Raw genomic sequence first — 19,478 nt, forward strand, 5'->3', positions numbered from 1 at the left:
CTAAATACTTGTATCAGAGTTTTCTTATAACAATATTTCCTTCCACTGTGATCCTATACCCTGTTCATGGATTACTTATCTATATACAACGCCTGCCGCATTACAAGGGCTTGCTGATAACATGTTAACGCTTCTTGATGCTGGCCTAAAGCTGTATAAATATCTCCTAGCTTATTGAGTGAAATAACTATATCTGGGTGATTGCACGGATACAGCGCTTGCCGCATAACAAGGGCTTGCTGATAATACTTGACTGCTTCCTGATGTTCCCCTAAAGCTTGATAAACACTCCCCAAATTATTTAAGGAAATAGCTATTTTGGGATGGTTACCTGTATACACACATTTCCACATATTGAGTGCTTGTTGATAGTATTTTAAAGCTTCTTGGTGCTGACCTAAAGTCTGGTAAACATACCCTATACTATTAAGAGAAATAGCTATATCAGGATGATTGCCTGTATATAATGATTGCCTCATTGTAAGTGCTTGTTGATAATACTTGAGTGCTTCTTGATATTCTCCTGAGGCTTGATAAAAATCTCCTAAATCATTGAGTGAAATAGATGTTTGAGGATGATTGCCTGTAAATAATGCTTGTCGCATCTCAAGGGCTTGCTTTAAGTATTTCAATGCCTCTTGATATTGGCCTAAAGCCGTATAGATATTTCCTATGTTATTCAATGAAATAGCCATGCTAGGGTGATTGCCCATATACAAAGACTTTTTCATATCTAGTGCTTGCTGGTAGTATTTTAAAGCTTCCTGATATTGCTTTAAAGATTTATAAACACTTCCTACATTATTATATGACTGTGCTACTCGATGATGTTTGTCTGTATATAAGGCTTTACGCATTTCAAGCCCCTGTTTTAGATATTTTAGTGCTTCTTGGTACTGTCCCAAAGCTTTATAGATCAAACCTAAATTATTAAACGATTGTGCTATGTGAGGGTGGTTGCCTGTATATAAAGCCTGCCTCATTTCAAGCCCTTGCTGATAATATTTTAATGATTCTTGATATTGGCCTAAAGCTTTATAAATAGCTCCCAGATTGTGTAAGGATTCAGCTATGTGAGGATGGTTGCCTGTATATAAAGCCTGCCTCATTTCAAAGGCTTGTTTTAAATAAGTTGCAGCTTCCTGGTATTGCCCTAGCGCTTTATGTGCTAATCCTACATTGGTTAATGATTCAGCTAGGTGTATATGGTTACCAGTATATAAGTCCTTTTTTACTTCAAGAGCTTGATGATAGTATTTTAAAGCTTCTTGATACTGGCCTAGAACCTTATAAGTACCCCCAAGGTTATCTAATGTCTCAGCTACTTGAAGATTACTTCCTGGATATAAAGATCTTCTTACTTCAAGCGCTTGTTGATTGTACTTTAATGCCTGGCTGAAGTTGCGCTCTACTTGTTGATTATAATTACCCAGCCTGCTTATTAAGTCAGCAAGTACATAGGTTGGTTTTATAGTTTGTTCAATAGTGGATAATACATGGCCTACATTGCTTGCATATATTTTTGCTTGATCCCATGTATTGTCAGGTACTTCCGTTACCCAAGGCATACGTTCGTGCAGTACTTTGATAATAGAAGATAACAATGTTTCTTCTGAGAGGTTATTTGCAGCATCCCACCCTTGGTACTGCTTACTGGTTGCTTGTACCTCTCGGTGTATTTGGATGCCTAGTTCATTGCCTTGCCCCTTTATAATTGTTATGAGGGACAATTCTTCTAGCGTAGCTAACAAGTTCTCTAATACTTCCTCATCCTTTACCTCTACCAGAGCAATTATTAAGGATAACGGAATAAAATCCGGATCCAAGTAAGCACCATAGCGCATCACTAACTGAGATTGAGTATCTAAGCTTTCTAGTCCCAAGCTTACCTCAGGCAAGACAAACTGATTTTCTCCTTTTTTACCTGATTTCTTAATGGCTTGTAGCTTTTCAATATAACCTTGTACGGTCATTAAGCGTTTTTGACCGATATAGCCAACAGCTAAGGCCAGCTTTTGAGGAATCAGGCCTACTTCTTTGATTAAAGTTGCTATTTCTTGCTCGCTGGGTTTGTATAAGCTGGACTCAAAGCAATTTTTAATATACTTTTCTCCTTCTTCTCGCTTGAAAGCAGCTAATTCTACTTGGCTATAGGCTTTAAAGTCTCTTGCTTTTCTGGTTGTAATAACCACTTGTACTAAGCTAGGTCGGTACAATAAACATTTATCTATTAGGTTGGCGTCTGCTGCATTATCTAAGATAAGCAATATAGGCTGTTTGCGATCTTCTAGGGCATTGTAAACCCTCTTGCTAAGCTCGGGTAAGTAGTTATCGTACGATTGCTTGAATCCTTGTGCTAACTTCTGATAGTCAATGCCTAAATCTTGTGCTAAATCTTGATAGCTTTTTGCCAGTTTTTCTGGTGTTTCTGCTTGCATCCACCATACCAGTTGCTTGCCTTTTTGGTTATGTCCATACTGGGCTACGAGTGTACTTTTTCCTACACCACCATGCCCATATATTACGCATATGCCTGACTTTTCTAATTTTTGACTTAACTCTTGCTGCTTGTCTTCTCTGGCTAGGTAGGTTGTTAATTTGGCTTGTGCTATATAGTTGTGAAGCTGGCTAAACTGTTTGATGGACCTTTTTTCTAGCTGCTTGGTTAATGCATCGATGTTGCTGTCTTCTAGTGTTTTCTTAATACTAGCAGCTGACAATACCTTGAGCGACCGTTGCATCTTGTCACGCAAAGCTTCTACCTGCCCTCTTTTTTCTGTTAATCTTACGTAAGGCTGTTCATCTAAGCTGACGACCTCATATTCTTGCACGACATTCTTTAGTACAGCAAAAGTTATATCTCTTGTGGGGGATTGCGCTAGCTTGTCTTTGTACTTATATAACTCATAAAGGTACCAATCAACCCCTTCATAGTTCTCTGTATATAGAATATGTTCATTCATAGCCTTGTCGCTAATACGATAATGGCCTTTATAGCGAAGGGTAAACTCTTTTTGTGTACTTAGTTTGGTTTCTTTGTAGTTATCATCCAAGTAAGCTAGCGTAGTCAAGTATTGAGCTTGATTGATGTTTAAGTAATCTTTAAGCACCGTCAATACGCTAGCAGCTGTACCACCTACCAGCGAAGGTAGCATTTGGAAAGCACCGCCAATTACATTTGTTTTGCCAGTCAAAATAGAGAGACCCGTTGAGAGTAGGGATTTTTTTTCTAATTCTTCTTTTTTCTTCCCTATATAAGTCACATTATCCGTATCAATTTTAGGCCAGTCAGCTATCCGTATGTACGTGCTAGGTTTGCCAGTAGTAGGATCAAACAAGGCTAATATGGTGGATAGGCTATGACCTGTAAGGGCTAAAAGACCTTTGTTGTTTCCTTTTATTTTCGAACCAATGAGTGGTACCTTGCTGGCCCTTTTCATCCATTTCTGTATCTCCGCTGACCACATAAGCTGAGGATAGACCCTATACACCTCTCCCGGATGACCATTACAGGTATTGATTAAGTTAGGAGCAGAGAGATACGTAACAATGGGCAGAGAAGCAATAGAAAACTTGGTAGCTTTATTGATGACATTTGACTTAAACTTATCGAGCTTATTAACTGTACCAGGGCTATCAAAAACAATGCCTTTTGTTTGGCGATAACTAAAATCCCGATAACAAAAAGCGACGGCTAGTTCTGCCAAGTAACCACCCAGTGAGTGACCTGTAATGGATAAATTATATTCGTTGTCTTTGACATAGTCCACAGCATTTTTTGTAGCTACATAAGCCAGGGCATTTTGTTGAGTAATCGCATTACCTAATACACCATCAATATCTTCTTTAAGATCAGAATTCTTTTTGAGCAGGTCTTTCAGCCCTTCAACTTTAGTACCTTGGAAAGCCAGTACCGCTTGGTGGGTAATTTCATTGACATACAAAGCACTATAATAGCCAGTATGGATGCTGTCATCTTGTACCTGTACTACTTGCCAGGAGGTATGGATACTAGGAGAGAATTGATGTCCTATTTCTTTACTAACAAGGGAAAGGTCGATGGTTTGCCCTAGCTTAGGATTGCTATAGACTTGATAAGCCAACAGCCCATGGATATAGTCATTGGGGTAATACGTATAAGCAGCTATGTTGCTGATAAGCTTTTGTTGTATTTGTTCTTTAATAGTTTCACAATCTGCTGGCAGCTCACCCCATTGTATGTAACCAATAACAGGATTATTGTCGATGGCTTGTTCAAGCTGTAGAAGCTTTTCTAGGTTTAATTGTTGGTGGGTTAAGTTGATGGAGTATAAGTGTGGGTCATTATTATATAAAGCAGCTAGGATTTGTTCAAAAGATTGACTAATAACTTGATGCGGCTCTAACGTTTGTTTTCTTGCTTCTGAAGGTAAAAGTGTTTCCTTCTTCTCTTCTGTCATTTCCTTGTTGTTAGCTATGCTAACTGTAACTTTTTTCTCTTCTACAAGGCTATTAGCCACTGGCTGGTAAATACTGGATTGTTGCAAAGCTAGCAGATTGTAGCTAGTTGTTAAAGCAATTGATTGCTGGAAAACTGTGTCCAGTCTTACTCCTTTAAACCCTGTAAGAATACAAAGGACAAAGAATAACTGTGTTAATAACCTGGGTAATTTGCCAAATTGTAAAAGCATGATTCTTAGATTAAAATCTTGTAAGTAGCCAAACAAGTAAGACCGTATTTTCATAAATTATTTAATTATCCTTTTTAAACGTAACATAGCGTAACCATTATCGCATTTTCTACAGGGTTAATAGTTATAAATAACCTTTAGAGTACACTTATTGGGACAGACCAACATGCATTTGTCTATACATCATTATTTTAGTCCCAGTACTTTTAATGGAAATATTCTTGATAATAATTTCAACCAACCCTCGATAAAGTATGGTATCTTGTACCAGCACCCATGCGATTGTAAGCATATCTATTTACAGCGTGGAACTATATTAAGCCTCTTTCGAAAGTAAACTTAAAGTAGTCAGAAACTTATCTAAACACAAGTGATACTATAGTTTCGAAAGAAGTCTATTATAGATCCCGGATACATATACTTTAACCTTAAGGAAGCTGTCTCTTCGTGTAAGTTACGATGCATTGTATGCATATATGTTTATCTCTCTTTCTATAAATTTGTCAATACTTATAAACATTTTGACGCTTTATGAACAATTATACTGTTCATTGTTAGCTACTGAAAAAGACTGCTTCTTAAAGGTTAATGAGATCTACAATTAGTTTCTCAATTATTGTTGTTAGAATTTTTATCTATTGTTTCTATGAGCCATGTCTTTATGCTGAGAAAATTATCTTGGGTTGCACTAACTTTATTTTTCTAGCTTTACTAAACTTTTTAACTTTAAATGACTGATAACAGTAGGTTATTGAACAGACTAAAAAATTTAATTAATTTTAGAATAGCTAGTATATCCATGATACCTCATTCATAATCTTTGCTATATATTTATATGTTAACGATTATTATTCACTACTATAGACTTCATCGTTATCATTAAAATGTTTGTGCAAACTTTTGCCTTCATTTCCATAGCTTGCTGGCTTTTTCTTCCTCGTATACTTTCGTCGTTCCCAAGGTAAAGCATCATCCAAGTCTCTACCCGATTGTTTGTCTTCACCTCTGCCAACCTGAGTAAGAAAAGGTTTCACACCACCGCTAGGTTGCACAAAATCCTTAAGCAGCTCAGCTCTAAACAAAGGACGTGTCTCGTCGGCTCTATCTTTAGCATCCTCAGATATTTCATTAACAGCATAAAAATCAGCCTCCTCTTCCGAATCTTCTTGGCTATCGTTAGTGCGATTATAGTGCTGATTAGTATTCTTTTTAAATTCGGTTGCTGTACTTGTCTCTTGTCCAGCAACATAAGGATTATTATAATAAAATTGAGCGTTTACAGCTCTTTTTAATAATAGCGGTACAATATCAGTTTTACAATTCTCTGAACCTTTACCAGAACATGCCTCATTACTAGACGAAATGTATTCTATATCTGCATTACTGAGCGGTAATTCTTTGTAATCACCGAACCCATCTGGAATCATTATTTTTTGATCTTGCATAATGGCATAAAGAATGGCTTCTGTATGCCCTCTTTTAATATTGTCGACCCCTTCTCCATGAGGCATAGTTAACTTAGTATTGCCTAGTCCATTACTTAAAATTTGTATATAGATGGCTTTTTGGTCTCCATGTTTATATTTTACTGTTAAAATATTTCGGGTAGTGTCAGTTCTTCTTTGAACTACCCTAGCACTACGAAATTTACTACTATTTATGCCTGCTTTTTCTATACGTGTACTAGATTGGTTTGCTTTATCATATACTTGGTCATCATCATCCAACTCATCTTCTGCCAGGTAGTCATCTCCATCTTCATCAACCTCATCTTCTCCCACATGGTCTTCATCAACCCCATATTCTCCTATATGATCTTCATCATCTTCATCATTATCATCCAACTCATCTTCTGCCAGGTAGTCATCTCCATCTTCATCAACCTCTTCTTCTCCCACATGATCTTCATCAACCCCATATTCTCCTATATGATCTTCATCATCCTCATCATCTTCATCAACTCTATATTCTCCCATGTGAGCTTCATCATCTTCATCAACCTCTTCTTCTCTCATTTGGTCTTCATCATCTTCACCACTGTGTTCTTGGCTCATGGCATCTTCTTCATCTTCTAATGTACTTTCTTCTGTTTCTATGTCTTTTGTTGTTCGCTTACTTGTTAGTTCTTCTGTAAATCTTTGATTGATTTTTTTTGTTTTCTTTATTTTCGGCATTGTAAATAGAATTTTACGGTGGGTATTAAGTTGGTCTTTATATATAATATACAAATAATTAGGGTGTATAAAGTGGCTTGCTACAAAAATTATTTATACATGGAATTTTTATGGAAAGTTATTTTAATTGAGAGATTAGCCTTCTAGAAGCATGACTATTTATAGCTTCACCGAAATTCTAATATTGAATACTTTTACTAACGAGATATAGTTTTATACATATTTTAGCGTTAAAAACACATGTGCTGTGCTGCATTTATCTTATATAGAAAAGAAAGGAAAGCCCAGTAGCTGATTATAGGCTTATCCTGCCAAAAAAATAAAAAAGTTTGCGGTACTATCGAAGCATCTTTTAGAATAGCTACAATCTAAATTGAAGAAGTTGTGGAGAAGGAGTTTGCTCTAATTATTGCCTTAGCAAAAGTTTAATAGGAAAGATTGTAGAATAATTTTCGTACGTCCTTGTTATAAGGCTTTATAAGACTACAATACAGGATAAAACTCTATATCATATTTTATTGTAGATAACCTGATAGAAAACATAAATTTGGTTTATTAAAAACCAATTATTCAACAAAAAAGGTTTAGTTTACCTCTAAATAATAACCTTTGCTCTATTATGATCATGCATTTATTAGTAATTGGAAACGCCATGAAAATGTTTAAAATTAATCCTTCACTATTTCTAAGTAGAAAAACCATTCTTTTTATACTTAGCTTACAGCTTATTGGTTGTGGCCATAACTCACCTGATAATCAGAAAGAAGCACGTTTGCTCATGGAGATAAATCCCCACCATTTAATAGGTGATCAGAAAGCCATTGAAGCCTGTTTTTCATTAGCTGAGCATAAGCAACATGTTATGCTTAATAAGTATAGGTTAAAAATTAGCTTAAGTGGTAGCGCGAACCAATTGCTGTTTGAAAAAGACACCGAAACTACAAGAAGTTTCCAGAATACGACCCAGAATTTAACTTATTTTACATCCCAAAGAGAGCTAAACCTGGAAGATGAACTATTAATTGTCCCCTTCACCTTATTGCCAGCTGCAACTACTGATAATGTAATCATTAAGTTTGAACTTTTAGATGAAGATGGTAGCATCATACAAAAGCATAGGGTTGATTGGAGTAGCCATACCAAACAGACGAGCTTATTACTTCCAAGCAGTGATCTACCAGAAGGGGAAATTAAAATTTTAACTAGTACTTTAAGTAAACGTCCTTTGTTGCCTACTTTACCATATCCAGTTGAAAAGACTAAGGAAATGCAGGAAGAAGAATACCATGATCTGATATGTAGTTCTGGTTCAGAAATAATAGATAGATCCTTACAATATCCAGCCCAAAAGAAATATAAGAAAAGCTTACCAAACCCTAAAGAATCGACAGAATCTTATGATACTTTGAGTATACGTGCATTAGCTGAGCGAGCCGATCATAACGATACTCAAGCACAAGAAGAAATTATTAGGCGTTGCTTACAAGTGAGTATAAATCCGCTTATAAAAAAAATACTCCATCCTTTTAGCTGGCCAGGTATACAAGAAAAAGCAAAACAGAAGCAAGAATATGCATACTTACTGCTATGCTTTTCAAAACAAGCAACAGATTATACGATTTATCAAACATTGATGGAACATGTAAAAGAACAGGCACAAGCAGGAGATCCTTTAGCTCAAACCAATTTAGGGTATATGTATAGTGAAGGATTAGGTTTTCCAGTTGATGCTCGGAAAGCTATTGAATGGTATACTAAGGCTGCTCATCAAGAGTTTGCCATAGCACAATGTCTTTTAGGGGATATATATTATTTTGGAAAAATAGTTTCATGTAACTATCAAAATGCATTGAAATGGTATAAGAAAGCTGCTGGAAAGGGGTATGCTAAGGCACAAAATGCTTTAGCATATATGTACGAGGAGGGATTAGGCATCCAAAATAAGAGTGAAAGAGCTGTCGAGTGGTATACCAAGGCAGCTATGCAAGGAAATATAACTGCTCAGTATAACCTGGGTAGAATATATTACAATGGTAAAGGTGTAAGGCGGGCCTATAACAAAGCATTTAAGTGGTACCATAAGGCTGCTAACCAAGGCAATATAAAAGCACAAACTAAATTAGGATATATGTATGCTAAGGGCTTGGGGATTGAGCAAAATCTTGGAAACTCAGTAAAATGGTATAACAAAGCGGCTAATAAAGGGAATATAACCGCTCAATTTAAGTTAGGCCTTCTATACAAAAAAGGAGAAGGGGTTGCTCAGGATTACCATAAAGCATCTGAGTGGTTTACTAAAGCGGCTAACCAAGGGCTTGTAAAAGCTCAATATAGCTTAGGATGTCTCTACTATAATCTAGGTGAAAGCATTGAGCATAACTATCAACAAGCTTTTAAATGGCTTAGTAAAGCTGCGAATGAAGGTCATGCGGAAGCTCAATTCAGCCTAGCACGTCTCTTTGAAGATGGATTAGGGGTCGAACAAGATAAACAGGAGGCTATAGAGTGGTTTACTAAGGCAGCTAACCAGGGTCTTGTAAAAGCTCAATATAGTCTAGGTCTTCTCTATGAAACAGATGAAGACATTGGACATGATTACCACAAGGCATTCGAATGGTACAGTAAAGCAGCAAATCAAAATGACGCAGTGGCACAATCTAGTTTAGCATTTCTCTTTATAGATGGCTTGGGGGTTGAGCGAAATGTGCAGCAAGCCATAGAATGGTTTACTAAGGCTGCTCAACAGGGGGTTGTAGAGGCACAGTATAATTTAGGGATTATCTATAAAAGGGGGGAGGATATTGAGCGTAACTATCAAAAATCATTCGAGTGGTTCACTAAAGCTGCTAGTCAAGGCAGTGTAGCTGCACAAAATAAGCTGGGAAGTATTTACAAAAAGGGTTTAGGAAGAGAGAAAGATCTGAGCCAAGCCATCTTCTGGTGGATGAAGACACGAAATACAGACAAGCTGATGCATATCTTTAATGTTAATGCTACACTTCTTCCTTTAGTAGCTACTCTGCCAGATAATCAAACTACTAGCGTTGAAGCAGAAATGCAGTCTGACGAAGCAGCTGAACTTTTGAGTACTTGTCAGGCAATGTTAATACAGAATAAGTATGATTTAGCTGGCAAGCAAGCTAGTTTAAGACTTGGTTATTGTGAAGAACTCGAAAAAATAATTTTACAGCTTATCGATTGGAAACAGCAACTATCTATACAAACTGGCTTAATGGTTAGCTGTTTATCCTTGCAAAAGTCAGAGGATACAACGGCTATAGAGAACTATCAACAGCGGACAGGCATTGTGCCTTTTGTTAAGCAACATATCTTAGCTGAAAATAAAACTTGTCTTTCTTTTGGCCAGGCGAATGTAGAATTAGCTGACCAAATTATTACAGAGCTACAGCATAAGCGTACTTATAGAAGTTTTTATGGGTTAATTAACCAACTTAAAGAGTCTTATGAGTTGGCTCGTCAAAAAGTTACAGTTAAGGTAAGTGCTATACAAGAGCAACTACAGAAGTCTGTTGTAGAAGAATCAGAAAAAGCAGTGCTTCTAGCCACATTAGCTAGAAAAATGAAATTAGTAGATACATTTAATACTACTTTACAAACATTAGAAGAAATACCTATACAGTTTAATACTTACTATAACTTGCTATTAGAAGAAATTGATAAAGGACAGGCTATCCGTAATCAAAAGTTTAAAGAAGAATATATTTATCTTTTTCAATAGGCTTTCTTTCATATAAATGAGCCGAGAAGTGTACTGTCTTAATTATATGCACTTGCTTTATGTTAACTTTATAGATAGATGACTTCCTAAAAACTTTGTAAAATTTCTTGTGTCTATGCCTTAGGGACAATAGAAGTTATAAACTTGCTATAAATCTAGTTGTACTAGGGGGTAGGGGATGGATTAGGCTACAAGTTGTTTCTGCATGTCGAGTGCTTGTTGATGATATTTTAAAGCTTCTTGATGCTGGCCTAGCGCTTGATAAACAGCTCCTAAGTTATGGAATGAAGTAACTATATCATGATGGTTACCCGTATACAATATTTTTCTCATATCAAGTGCTTGTTGATAATACTTCAATGCTTCTTGGTGCTGCCCTAGAGCTTGATAAACATTTCCTAGGTTATCCAATGAAGTAGTTGTAGCAGCATGGTTACCTGTGTATAGGCCTTTTCTCATATCAAGCGCTTGCTGATAATATGTTAAGGCTTCTTGGTGTTGTCCTAAAGTTTGGTAAACATTTCCTAAGTTATTTAATGAAACAGCTATAGCCGGATGATTGCCTTTATATAAAGCTTTTCTCATATCAAGTGCTTGCTGATAATATGTTAAGGCTTCTTGATGCTGTCCTAAAGCTTGGTAAACGTCTCCTAAGTTATTCAATGAAGTAGCTATACTACGATGGTACCCTTTATATAAAGTCCTTCTTTTTTCTAATGCTTCCTGATAATACTTTAAGGCCTCTTGGTGTTGGCCTAAAGCTTGGTAAACTTTGCCTAAGTTATTAATAGAAATAGCTATAGTAGGATGATTGCCTTTATATAAAACTTTTCTCATATCAAATGCTTGCTGGTAATATGTTAAAGCTTTTTGATGTTGGCCTAATGCTTGATAAATATCTCCTAAACTATTTAATGAAGTAGCTATAAAAGGATTATCGCCTATGTATAAGCTTTTTCGAATTTCCAATGCTTGCTGATAATACGTTAAGGCTTCTTGATATTGATCCAATGCCCTATAATCATCTCCTAAGCTAATCAATGAAATAGCTATAGCAGGATGATTGCCTTTATATAATACTTTTTTTATATCAAGTGCTTGCTGGTGATACTCTAATGCTTCTTGATACTGGCTTAAAGTATAATAAGTATCTCCTAAATTTTTCAATGAAGTAGCTATAGCAGGATGATTGCCTTTATATAATACTTGATGAATATTTAGTGCTTGTTGGTAATATTTAAAAGCCTCTTGATAATTTCCTAGCAACTTATATGCATGTCCTAAGCTATTGAGTGAAGTAGCTATATCAGGATGGTTGCCAGTATAAAATACCTTCTGCATTTTGAAGGCTTGCTGGTAGTACTCTAAAGCTTCTTGATACTGGCCTAGGGCTTGATAAATGTTTCCTATGTGGTCCAGGGAAATAGCTATGTCAGGATGATCGCCTGTATACAATGTTTTTTGCATGTTAATGGCTTGTTGATAGTACTTTAAAGCTTCTTGATGCTGGCCTAAAGCTTGGTAAATATCTCCTAAATCATTAAGCGAAATAGCTATATCGGGATGGTTGCCTATATATAATGCCTGCCGCATTTCAAGAGCATACTTCAAATATTTTAATGCTTCTTGGTACTCACCTAAAGCTTGATAAATAAATCCGATATTATTAATTGATTCTGCTATATCAGGATGGTTGCCTATATATAAAGATTGGCGTATTCCTAAAGCTTCCTGATAGTACTTTAATGCTTCTTGATACTGGCCTAGTGTTTTACAAATGTTTCCCAAGCTATTGAGTGAAATGGCTATATCAGGATGGTTACCTGCATAAAATACTTTGCGTATTTCAAAAGCTTGTTGATAATATTTCAATGCTTCTTGATGCTGGCCCAGAATTTTATAAATATTTCCTATGTTGTTTAGTGACATTGCTATATCAGCATGATCGCCTGAATATAATCCTTTTTGCATATCAAGACCTTGTTGATAGTACTTTAAAGCTTCTTGATATTGTCCTACAGATTGGTAAATATTCCCTAGGTTAATGAGTGAAATAGCTATATCAAGATGTTTGTGCTTATACAAGTCCTTTCTCATGTCAAGGGCTTGTTGTAAGTACTCCAATGCTTCTTGATATTGTCCTAGAGTTTTGTAAATATTTCCTAAGTTATTGAGGGATTGTGCTACTTGAGGATGATTGTCTGTATATAATGCCTTACGCATGTCAAGGGCTTGCTTGATATACTTTAATGCTTCTTGGTACTCACCTAAAGCTTGATAAATAAATCCTATGTTATTGATCGACCGTGCTATATCAGGATGATTGCCTGTATATAATGCTTTTTGCATGTCAAGTGCTTGTTGATAATACTTCAATGCTTCTTGATATTGTCCTAAAGTTTTGTAAATATTTCCTAGATCGTTAAAGGAGTTAGCTATATCAGGATGATTGCCCATATATAGTGCTCTACGTATTTCAAGTGCTTGTTGATAATATTTCAATGCTTCTTGATGCTGACCCAATCTCCTGTAAACTAATCCTAAGTTAGTAAGCGAATCAGCTATCCGAGGATGGTTGCCTGGGTATAATGCCTTACGCATGTCAGATGCTTGTCGGTAATATTCTAAAGCTTTGTGATGTTGGCCTAAAGCTTTCCAGGCGCTTCCTATACTATTAAGCGACTGAGCTACATCCGGATGGTTGCCTCTATATAACGCCTTACGCATCTCAAGCGCTTCTTGATAATACTTCAATGCTTCTTGATACTGGCCTAGAATTTGATAAATATGTCCTACACTATTAATTGACTGAGCTACATGCGGATGATTGCCTGTATACAATGACTTGCGCATCCCAAGTGCCTGTTGATAATATTTTAAAGCTTTTTGGTATTGCCCTAAAGTTTTATAGATACCTCCTAAGTTATTGAGTAACTTGGCTACATGCGGGTGATTGCCTGCATATATCACCTTGTTCATGTCAAGTGCTTGCTGATAATACTTTAAAGCCTCTTGATGCTGGCCTAAAGCTTTATAAGCCCTTCCTACATTATTGAGCGATTCAGCTATAGCAGGATGATTGCCTATGTATAAGGCTTTACGTATGTCAAAAGCTAGTTTTAAATACCTTAACGATTCCTGGAATTTTCCTAAAGCTTTATAAACTAACCCTATGTTATTAAGTGACTCCGCTAATTCAGTGTGGTTGCCTATGTACAATACTTGTCTCATTGTAAGAGACTGCTGGTAATACTTTAATGCTTCTTGATACTGTCCTAAAGACTTATAAATCTCCCCTAAGTTATTGAGTGAGGTAGCTATGTCAGGATGATTGCCTATATACAAGGCCTGCCTCATTACAAGTGCTAGCTGATTGTATTGTAATGCTTGTTCAAAGTTACTTTTTACTTGTTGGTTATACTTGCCTGTTCGGCTGAGCAAGTCAGCTAACAAAGGTGTTGGTTTTATAGTTTGTTTAATAGTGGATAATACATGTGCTACGTTGGTTGCATAGACTTTTGCCTGGTCCCATGTATTGTCAGGTACTTCCGTTACTTCAGGTACAAGCTCATGCAACACCTTAGCAATAGAACATAATAATGCTTCTTCTGAGAGGTTACTTGTATTTTTCCACCCATGGTACTGCTTGGTAGCTGCTTGCACTTCTCGGTGGATCTGTATACCTAGCTCATTTTGATGGCACTTGATAATGGTAATCAAAGATAACTCTTCTAATGCACTTAATAGATTTTCTAATGTTTCCTCATCTTTTATCTCTACCAAGGCACTGATTAAAGGTAAAGGGATAAAATCCGGGTCTAAGTAAGCACCATAGCGCATTACTAACTGTGCTTGTGCGTCTAGACTTTCTAATCCTAAACTTACTTCAGGTAAAACAAACTGGTGCTCGCTTTTTTTCTCTAGTTTCTTAATAGATTGCAGTTTGTCGATATAACCTTGGATGGTTATTAAACGCTTTTGACTGATATAACCAACTGCTAAAGCTAAATTTTGAGGAATAAGGCCTACTTCTTTTATTAAGGCTGCCACCTCTTGTTTAGTAGGTTGATATAAACTATTGTTTAAATATGTTTCCACATATTTCTCTGCTTGTTCTTGTTTAAAGGCAGCTAGTTTGACTTGGCTGTAAGCACTAAATTCTCTTGCTTTCCTGGTTGTAATAACCATTTGTACTAAGTTAGGCCTATACAATAAGCAATTTGCTATTAGATGGGCATCTGCTGCATTATCTAAAATGAGTAAGATAGGCTGCTTACGGTCTTCTAGTGCATTGTAAACCCTCTTGCTGAGCTCGGGTAGATAGTTATCATAAGATTGTTTGAATCCTTGTGCTAGCTCCTGATAGTCGATGCCTAGTTCTTTTGCTAAGTCTTGGTAGCTTTTTACTAATTTATCGGCTGTTTCCGCTTGCATCCACCATATAAGTTGCTTGTCTTTTTGGCTATGTCCATACTGGGCTACAAGCGTACTCTTTCCTACACCGCCATGGCCATATACCACACAAACACCATCTTTATTAAGTTTTTGGCTTAGCTCTTGCTGCTTATCTTCTCTGGCTAAGTAGGTTGTTAACTTAGCTTGTGCTATATAGTTGTGGAGCTGGCTAAATTGTTTGATGGACCTTTTTTCTAGCTGCTTGGTTAATGCATCAATGTTGCTGTCTTCTAGTGTTTTCTTAATACTAGCAGCTGTCAATACTTTGAGTGATCGTTGCATCTTATCGCGCAAAACTTCTACATATCCTTGCTTGTCTACTAACCGTACATAAGGCTGCTCATCTAAGCTTACTACCTCATAATCTTGTAAAATGTTTTTGAGCACAGCAAAAGTTATATCTCTTGTTGGCGACTGAGCTAGTTTATCTTTGTATTTATATAGCTCATAGAGATACCAGTCAACTCCTTCATAGTTCTCTGTATACAAAATATGCTCATTGATAGGTTTGTCGCTAATACGATAATGTCCTTTGTAGCGGAGGTTAAACTCTTTTTGTGAAGCTAGCTTGGTTTCTTTATAATGATCATCTAGGTAAGCTAGCGTAGTCCAATATTGAGCTTGGTTGATATTTAAGCAATCTTTTAGTACAGACAATACACTGGCTGCAGTACCTCCTATAAGGGACGGAAGAATTTGAAAAGCGCCACCAATTACATTTGTTTTTCCAGTAAGGATAGATAAGCCAGTTTTGAGGAGGGTATCTTTTTCTAATTCTTCTTTCTTCTTTCCTATATGAGCAATATTATCCGTATCTAGTTTAGGCCAGTCTGCTATACGTATATAGGTGCTTGGTTTGCCTGTTGTGGGGTCAAACAAGGATAATATGGTGGATAGACTATGGCCTGTAAGGGTTAGAAGCCCCTTATTTTTGTCTTTTAGATTAGTACCAATCAGGGGTACATTGCTAGCCCTTTTAGCCCATTTATGTATTTCAGCTGACCACATGAGTTGTGGATATACCCTATATACTTCTCCAGGGTGTCCATTGCAAGTGTTGATTAAGTTGGGAGCAGATAGGTAAGTAATAATGGGCAGAGAAGCTATAGAAAATTTGGTAGCTTTGTTGACTACATTTGATTTGAACTTATCGAGTTTATTGACTGTACCAGGGCTATCAAAGACAATGCATTTTGTTTGTCGATAGCTAAAATCACGATAACAGAAAGCAACGGCTAGCTCTGCTAAATAACCACCTAAGGAGTGGCCAGTAATGGATAAATTGAATTCTTTGTCTTTGGCATAGTCAACAGCATCTTTTGTGGCTACATAAGCTAAAGCATTTTGTTGTGTAATAACATTGCCAAGTACGCCATCAATACCTTCTTTTAAATCAGAATATTTTCGTGCTAGTGTTCTAAGGCCTTCTACTTTAGTACCTTGGAAAGACAATACAGCTTGGTGAGTGATCTCATTGATATATAATGCACTATAGTAGCCTGTATTTTTGCTATCATCTTTTAACTGTATTACTTTCCAGTTTGTATGTATGCTAGGGCGCAGTTGGTGTCCTACCTCTTTACTTACAACAGTAAGATCTATGGTTTGACCTAACTTAGGATTGCTATAAACTTGATATGCCAATAGCCCATGTATATAATCAGTAGGATAGTAGGTATACGTGTATATATTTTTTGTTATCTTTTCTTGTATTTGTTCTTTGATGTGTTCACACTCTACAGGCACTTGTCCCCACTGAATAAATCCAATAATGCTATTGTTAGCAATGGCTTCTTGAAGCTGTTGGAGCTTTTCTTGATTTAATTGTTCGTGTGTTAAGCTTATTGCATATACTTGTGGATTATTGTTATGCAAAGAAGCTAGTATTTGCTCAAAAGGTTGGCTACTAATTTGGTGTGGTGCTAGTGTTTGTTCTGTTACCCCTGAAAATGAAACTTTTTCTTCTTTTTCTATCACACTAGAATGTGTTGCTAAGACAGTTGGTTGTTGAGAAGCTGTATCTAGCTCTATACTTTTAAGTCCTATAAGAGTAGGAACAATCAAGAATAACTGTATTAATAATCCAGGGATTCTTCCAAGTGGTAGAAATTTGATTAATAGATAAATATTACGTAAATAGCCAAACAAGCAAGATCGTATTTTCATAAATTATTTAACTATTATTCTATTGTATTTTATATATATGTAACCAACTTTGTTAGGATTAAAGTCAGGCACTTCAAATACTTTTTATACTCTCTCGGAACTATTTTAAAATTGTATACCTATACTTGCAACGTTAGTATAAGTTGACTCTTGTAGTGTAAAGCCATGGCAAAGATAAACCCTAGAAGAAGCCGTATCCATACTAATTTTAAAGTTACTTTCCTGAAAACCTTTTTTATCAACCTGTATAATAGACGCTTTTCCTAAGAAAGGAGTGTAAGACGGTTCTACTAATGTTAGTTTTAATGGTGTTGGCATCTGAGCAAGAAAGTGTTAGAAGAGCATAATGCTTCCCTATAAATAATATACAAATAATCAGCCTATATACAGCAGGTTATTGTGTAAAAAACCTAGCTGCTATAAACCTTAAAACTTTACTAAATCCGTTAACCATAATTCTTGATTATAATAGAGAATACAGCCTAAGGATCAGTTTATAGTAATTGTATTTAATAAATATTTTTGACTTAGCAACTTAATCAGCTGTATGAATGTGATATACAAGTACAAAATTTTAATGAGTGTTTGTAAGATACCTGCTTAAAAGTATATTTAATTGATAATAGAATTTGTCTGGAAACTACTTATCTTGCTGTATGTGTGTCATATTATAAAACTTTATAATCATGCATTACAAAAATATTCATTGCTTTTGCTTGTTCTGGTTACTATGTATTAGTTTACACAGTTTTGCAGCGACCAACTCTGATCTACCACTTGCTAACCCTAATAGCCATAAAAAATTTAGAATTTTATCTATTGATGGGGGAGGTGTTCGAGGTATTATACCAGCTAGGATATTACAGGCTATGGAAGAACAAACTGGAAAGCGAATTAGTGAACTATTTGATTTGGTAATTGGAAACTCTACAGGAGGCTTGATAGCTTTAGCTTTACTCACACCCAATCAAGAAGGAAAAGCTAAGTATAAAGCTGTTGATTTAGTCGAATTTTACAAACAAAAAACTCCAATCATATTTAGCTCTTCTTTTTTCCATCATATAAAGTCAGGATGGGGACTGTGGGGGCCTAGATATAATAGAAAGCATCTAGATTATATTCTAAAAGAATTATTTGGTAATGCCAAGCTAAGCCATACACTAAAACCTGCGGTTGTTATTTCTTTTTCTTTGGACTGTGCTCTTCCGGAAATGTGGTCAACCCATCATGCACGTGAGGGTAAAAAGCTTGATTATTATTTGAGTGATGTGGCTGGCGCCACTAGTGCAGCTCCTACATATTTTGCTCCTAAAGTTTTAAAAAATACCCATGGGGAAATATTGCATGAAATAGATGGAGGTATTTGGGCTAATAATCCTGAGTTTACAGCCATTAGGGCACTTAGCTTTATGGAGCATATGCCTCGAAACCAAGATGTTATTTTAATTTCAATTGGTACAGGTGCACCTAAACCTAATAAGAAAGAGTTTCAAAAATTTCAACGCCAAGCTGCTAAGCTGAAGTATGCAGGTATTCTAGGCTGGATGATCAAAGCTCAGCCGAACCTTATTGAAATGATGATGAACGCTGATAGCGATTGGTCAAAAGATCTTATTTCAATCGTCTACCCCAATAGCCATAGGATCCAAGTGTATATTCCACAGAAATTAAGTAGCATGGACAACCCTAAAAATGTAGAGAAATTAAGAGTATTGGCTGAAAAATATATAGCAACTGATTCTTTCAAAGCTATATGTAATGAGTTAATGCAGTCTTAAACATGAGCATAAGCTTGGACAATGTATTAATAAAAGTCTAATTAGTAAAAAATTTGTATTTAATTTAGTCTGATAACTTTATTATAACAGAGAGAGAATATTATCAGTGTGCCTTGTTTCAGCCTTTACCAATTACTTTGTAACCTCTAGCTATTTATTCTAACACTGCAAGACCAGCTCTACTTTTAACTAATACCTACTAAAATAGCTGCTTTTTAACTTACCTTGCCCACTTTAGATTTTAGTAACTAACCAAGCAGTTTTATATTTACTGGTATTAGCGATTTCTCCTGCTTGCAAGCATTGTGATCTTATGAAAACAGGTGAGGTGGTCTAGGAGAGATAACTATTCTTCCTGGCTTGCTTCGCTATTGCCCATAACATCTGACTTCAGTTTCAATTCTAATAAGGGCATGTCAATTACAGCTATATAAGCTAGGATAATCCATTATAGCTTGCTACATCGCTTCACATAAGTTTAAGGTCGCTTATAACC

Annotated in this window: 6 protein-coding genes; 2 read left to right on the forward strand and 4 right to left on the reverse strand. The window is 36.1% G+C overall.

What is annotated here, in order from left to right; translation table 11 throughout:
• Positions 1–71: 71 nt before the first annotated feature.
• Both AASI_RS07695 and AASI_RS07700 read right to left on the reverse strand, forming a co-directional pair.
• Positions 72–4,724 carry a tetratricopeptide repeat protein gene (locus tag AASI_RS07695; protein ID WP_012473085.1) on the reverse strand — a complete coding sequence of 1,551 codons (4,653 nt, stop codon included), beginning with the start codon at positions 4,722–4,724 and terminating at the stop codon, positions 72–74.
• A 794-nt stretch (positions 4,725–5,518) separates the two neighbouring features.
• On the reverse strand, positions 5,519–6,844 hold the full coding sequence (locus tag AASI_RS07700; RefSeq protein ID WP_148204962.1) for a hypothetical protein: 1,326 nt from the start codon (positions 6,842–6,844) through the stop codon (positions 5,519–5,521).
• Between the two features lie 652 nt (positions 6,845–7,496).
• Between AASI_RS07700 and AASI_RS07705 the strand changes: the two genes are divergently transcribed.
• Complete coding sequence (locus AASI_RS07705) at positions 7,497–10,583, forward strand: tetratricopeptide repeat protein (protein WP_187146244.1); 3,087 nt, start codon at positions 7,497–7,499, stop codon at positions 10,581–10,583.
• 183 nt (positions 10,584–10,766) lie between these two features.
• On the opposite strand, the gene AASI_RS07710 is transcribed toward AASI_RS07705, so the two are convergent.
• Together AASI_RS07710 and AASI_RS04955 are read right to left on the reverse strand one after the other, a co-directional pair.
• Positions 10,767–17,204, reverse strand: a complete 6,438-nt coding sequence (locus tag AASI_RS07710) for a tetratricopeptide repeat protein (protein ID WP_012473088.1) — start codon at positions 17,202–17,204, stop codon at positions 10,767–10,769.
• Positions 17,205–17,309: 105 nt separating this feature from the next.
• The gene (locus AASI_RS04955) at positions 17,310–17,522 is read right to left on the reverse strand and encodes a hypothetical protein (protein WP_012473089.1); all 213 of its coding nucleotides are present in this window, start codon (positions 17,520–17,522) and stop codon (positions 17,310–17,312) included.
• A gap of 368 nt (positions 17,523–17,890) precedes the next feature.
• Here AASI_RS04955 and AASI_RS07715 point away from each other — a divergent pair, with 368 nt between their 5' ends.
• Positions 17,891–18,982: a patatin-like phospholipase family protein gene (locus AASI_RS07715; RefSeq protein ID WP_012473090.1), complete on the forward strand. Its 1,092-nt coding sequence runs from the start codon at positions 17,891–17,893 to the stop codon at positions 18,980–18,982.
• Positions 18,983–19,478: the final 496 nt, after the last annotated feature.

The organism is Candidatus Amoebophilus asiaticus 5a2, assembly GCF_000020565.1.
In the GTDB taxonomy this organism is placed as follows: domain Bacteria; phylum Bacteroidota; class Bacteroidia; order Cytophagales; family Amoebophilaceae; genus Amoebophilus; species Amoebophilus asiaticus.

Bases quoted from the DNA above. Each gene is read 5' to 3' on its own strand.
- AASI_RS04955 (WP_012473089.1), bottom strand. From the start codon at position 17,522: ATGCCAACACCATTAAAACTAACATTAGTAGAACCGTCTTACACTCCT.
- AASI_RS07710 (WP_012473088.1), bottom strand. From the start codon at position 17,204: ATGAAAATACGATCTTGCTTGTTTGGCTATTTACGTAATATTTATCTA.
- AASI_RS07705 (WP_187146244.1), top strand. From the start codon at position 7,497: ATGAAAATGTTTAAAATTAATCCTTCACTATTTCTAAGTAGAAAAACC.
- AASI_RS07715 (WP_012473090.1), top strand. From the start codon at position 17,891: ATGCATTACAAAAATATTCATTGCTTTTGCTTGTTCTGGTTACTATGT.
- AASI_RS07695 (WP_012473085.1), bottom strand. From the start codon at position 4,724: ATGAAAATACGGTCTTACTTGTTTGGCTACTTACAAGATTTTAATCTA.
- AASI_RS07700 (WP_148204962.1), bottom strand. From the start codon at position 6,844: ATGCCGAAAATAAAGAAAACAAAAAAAATCAATCAAAGATTTACAGAA.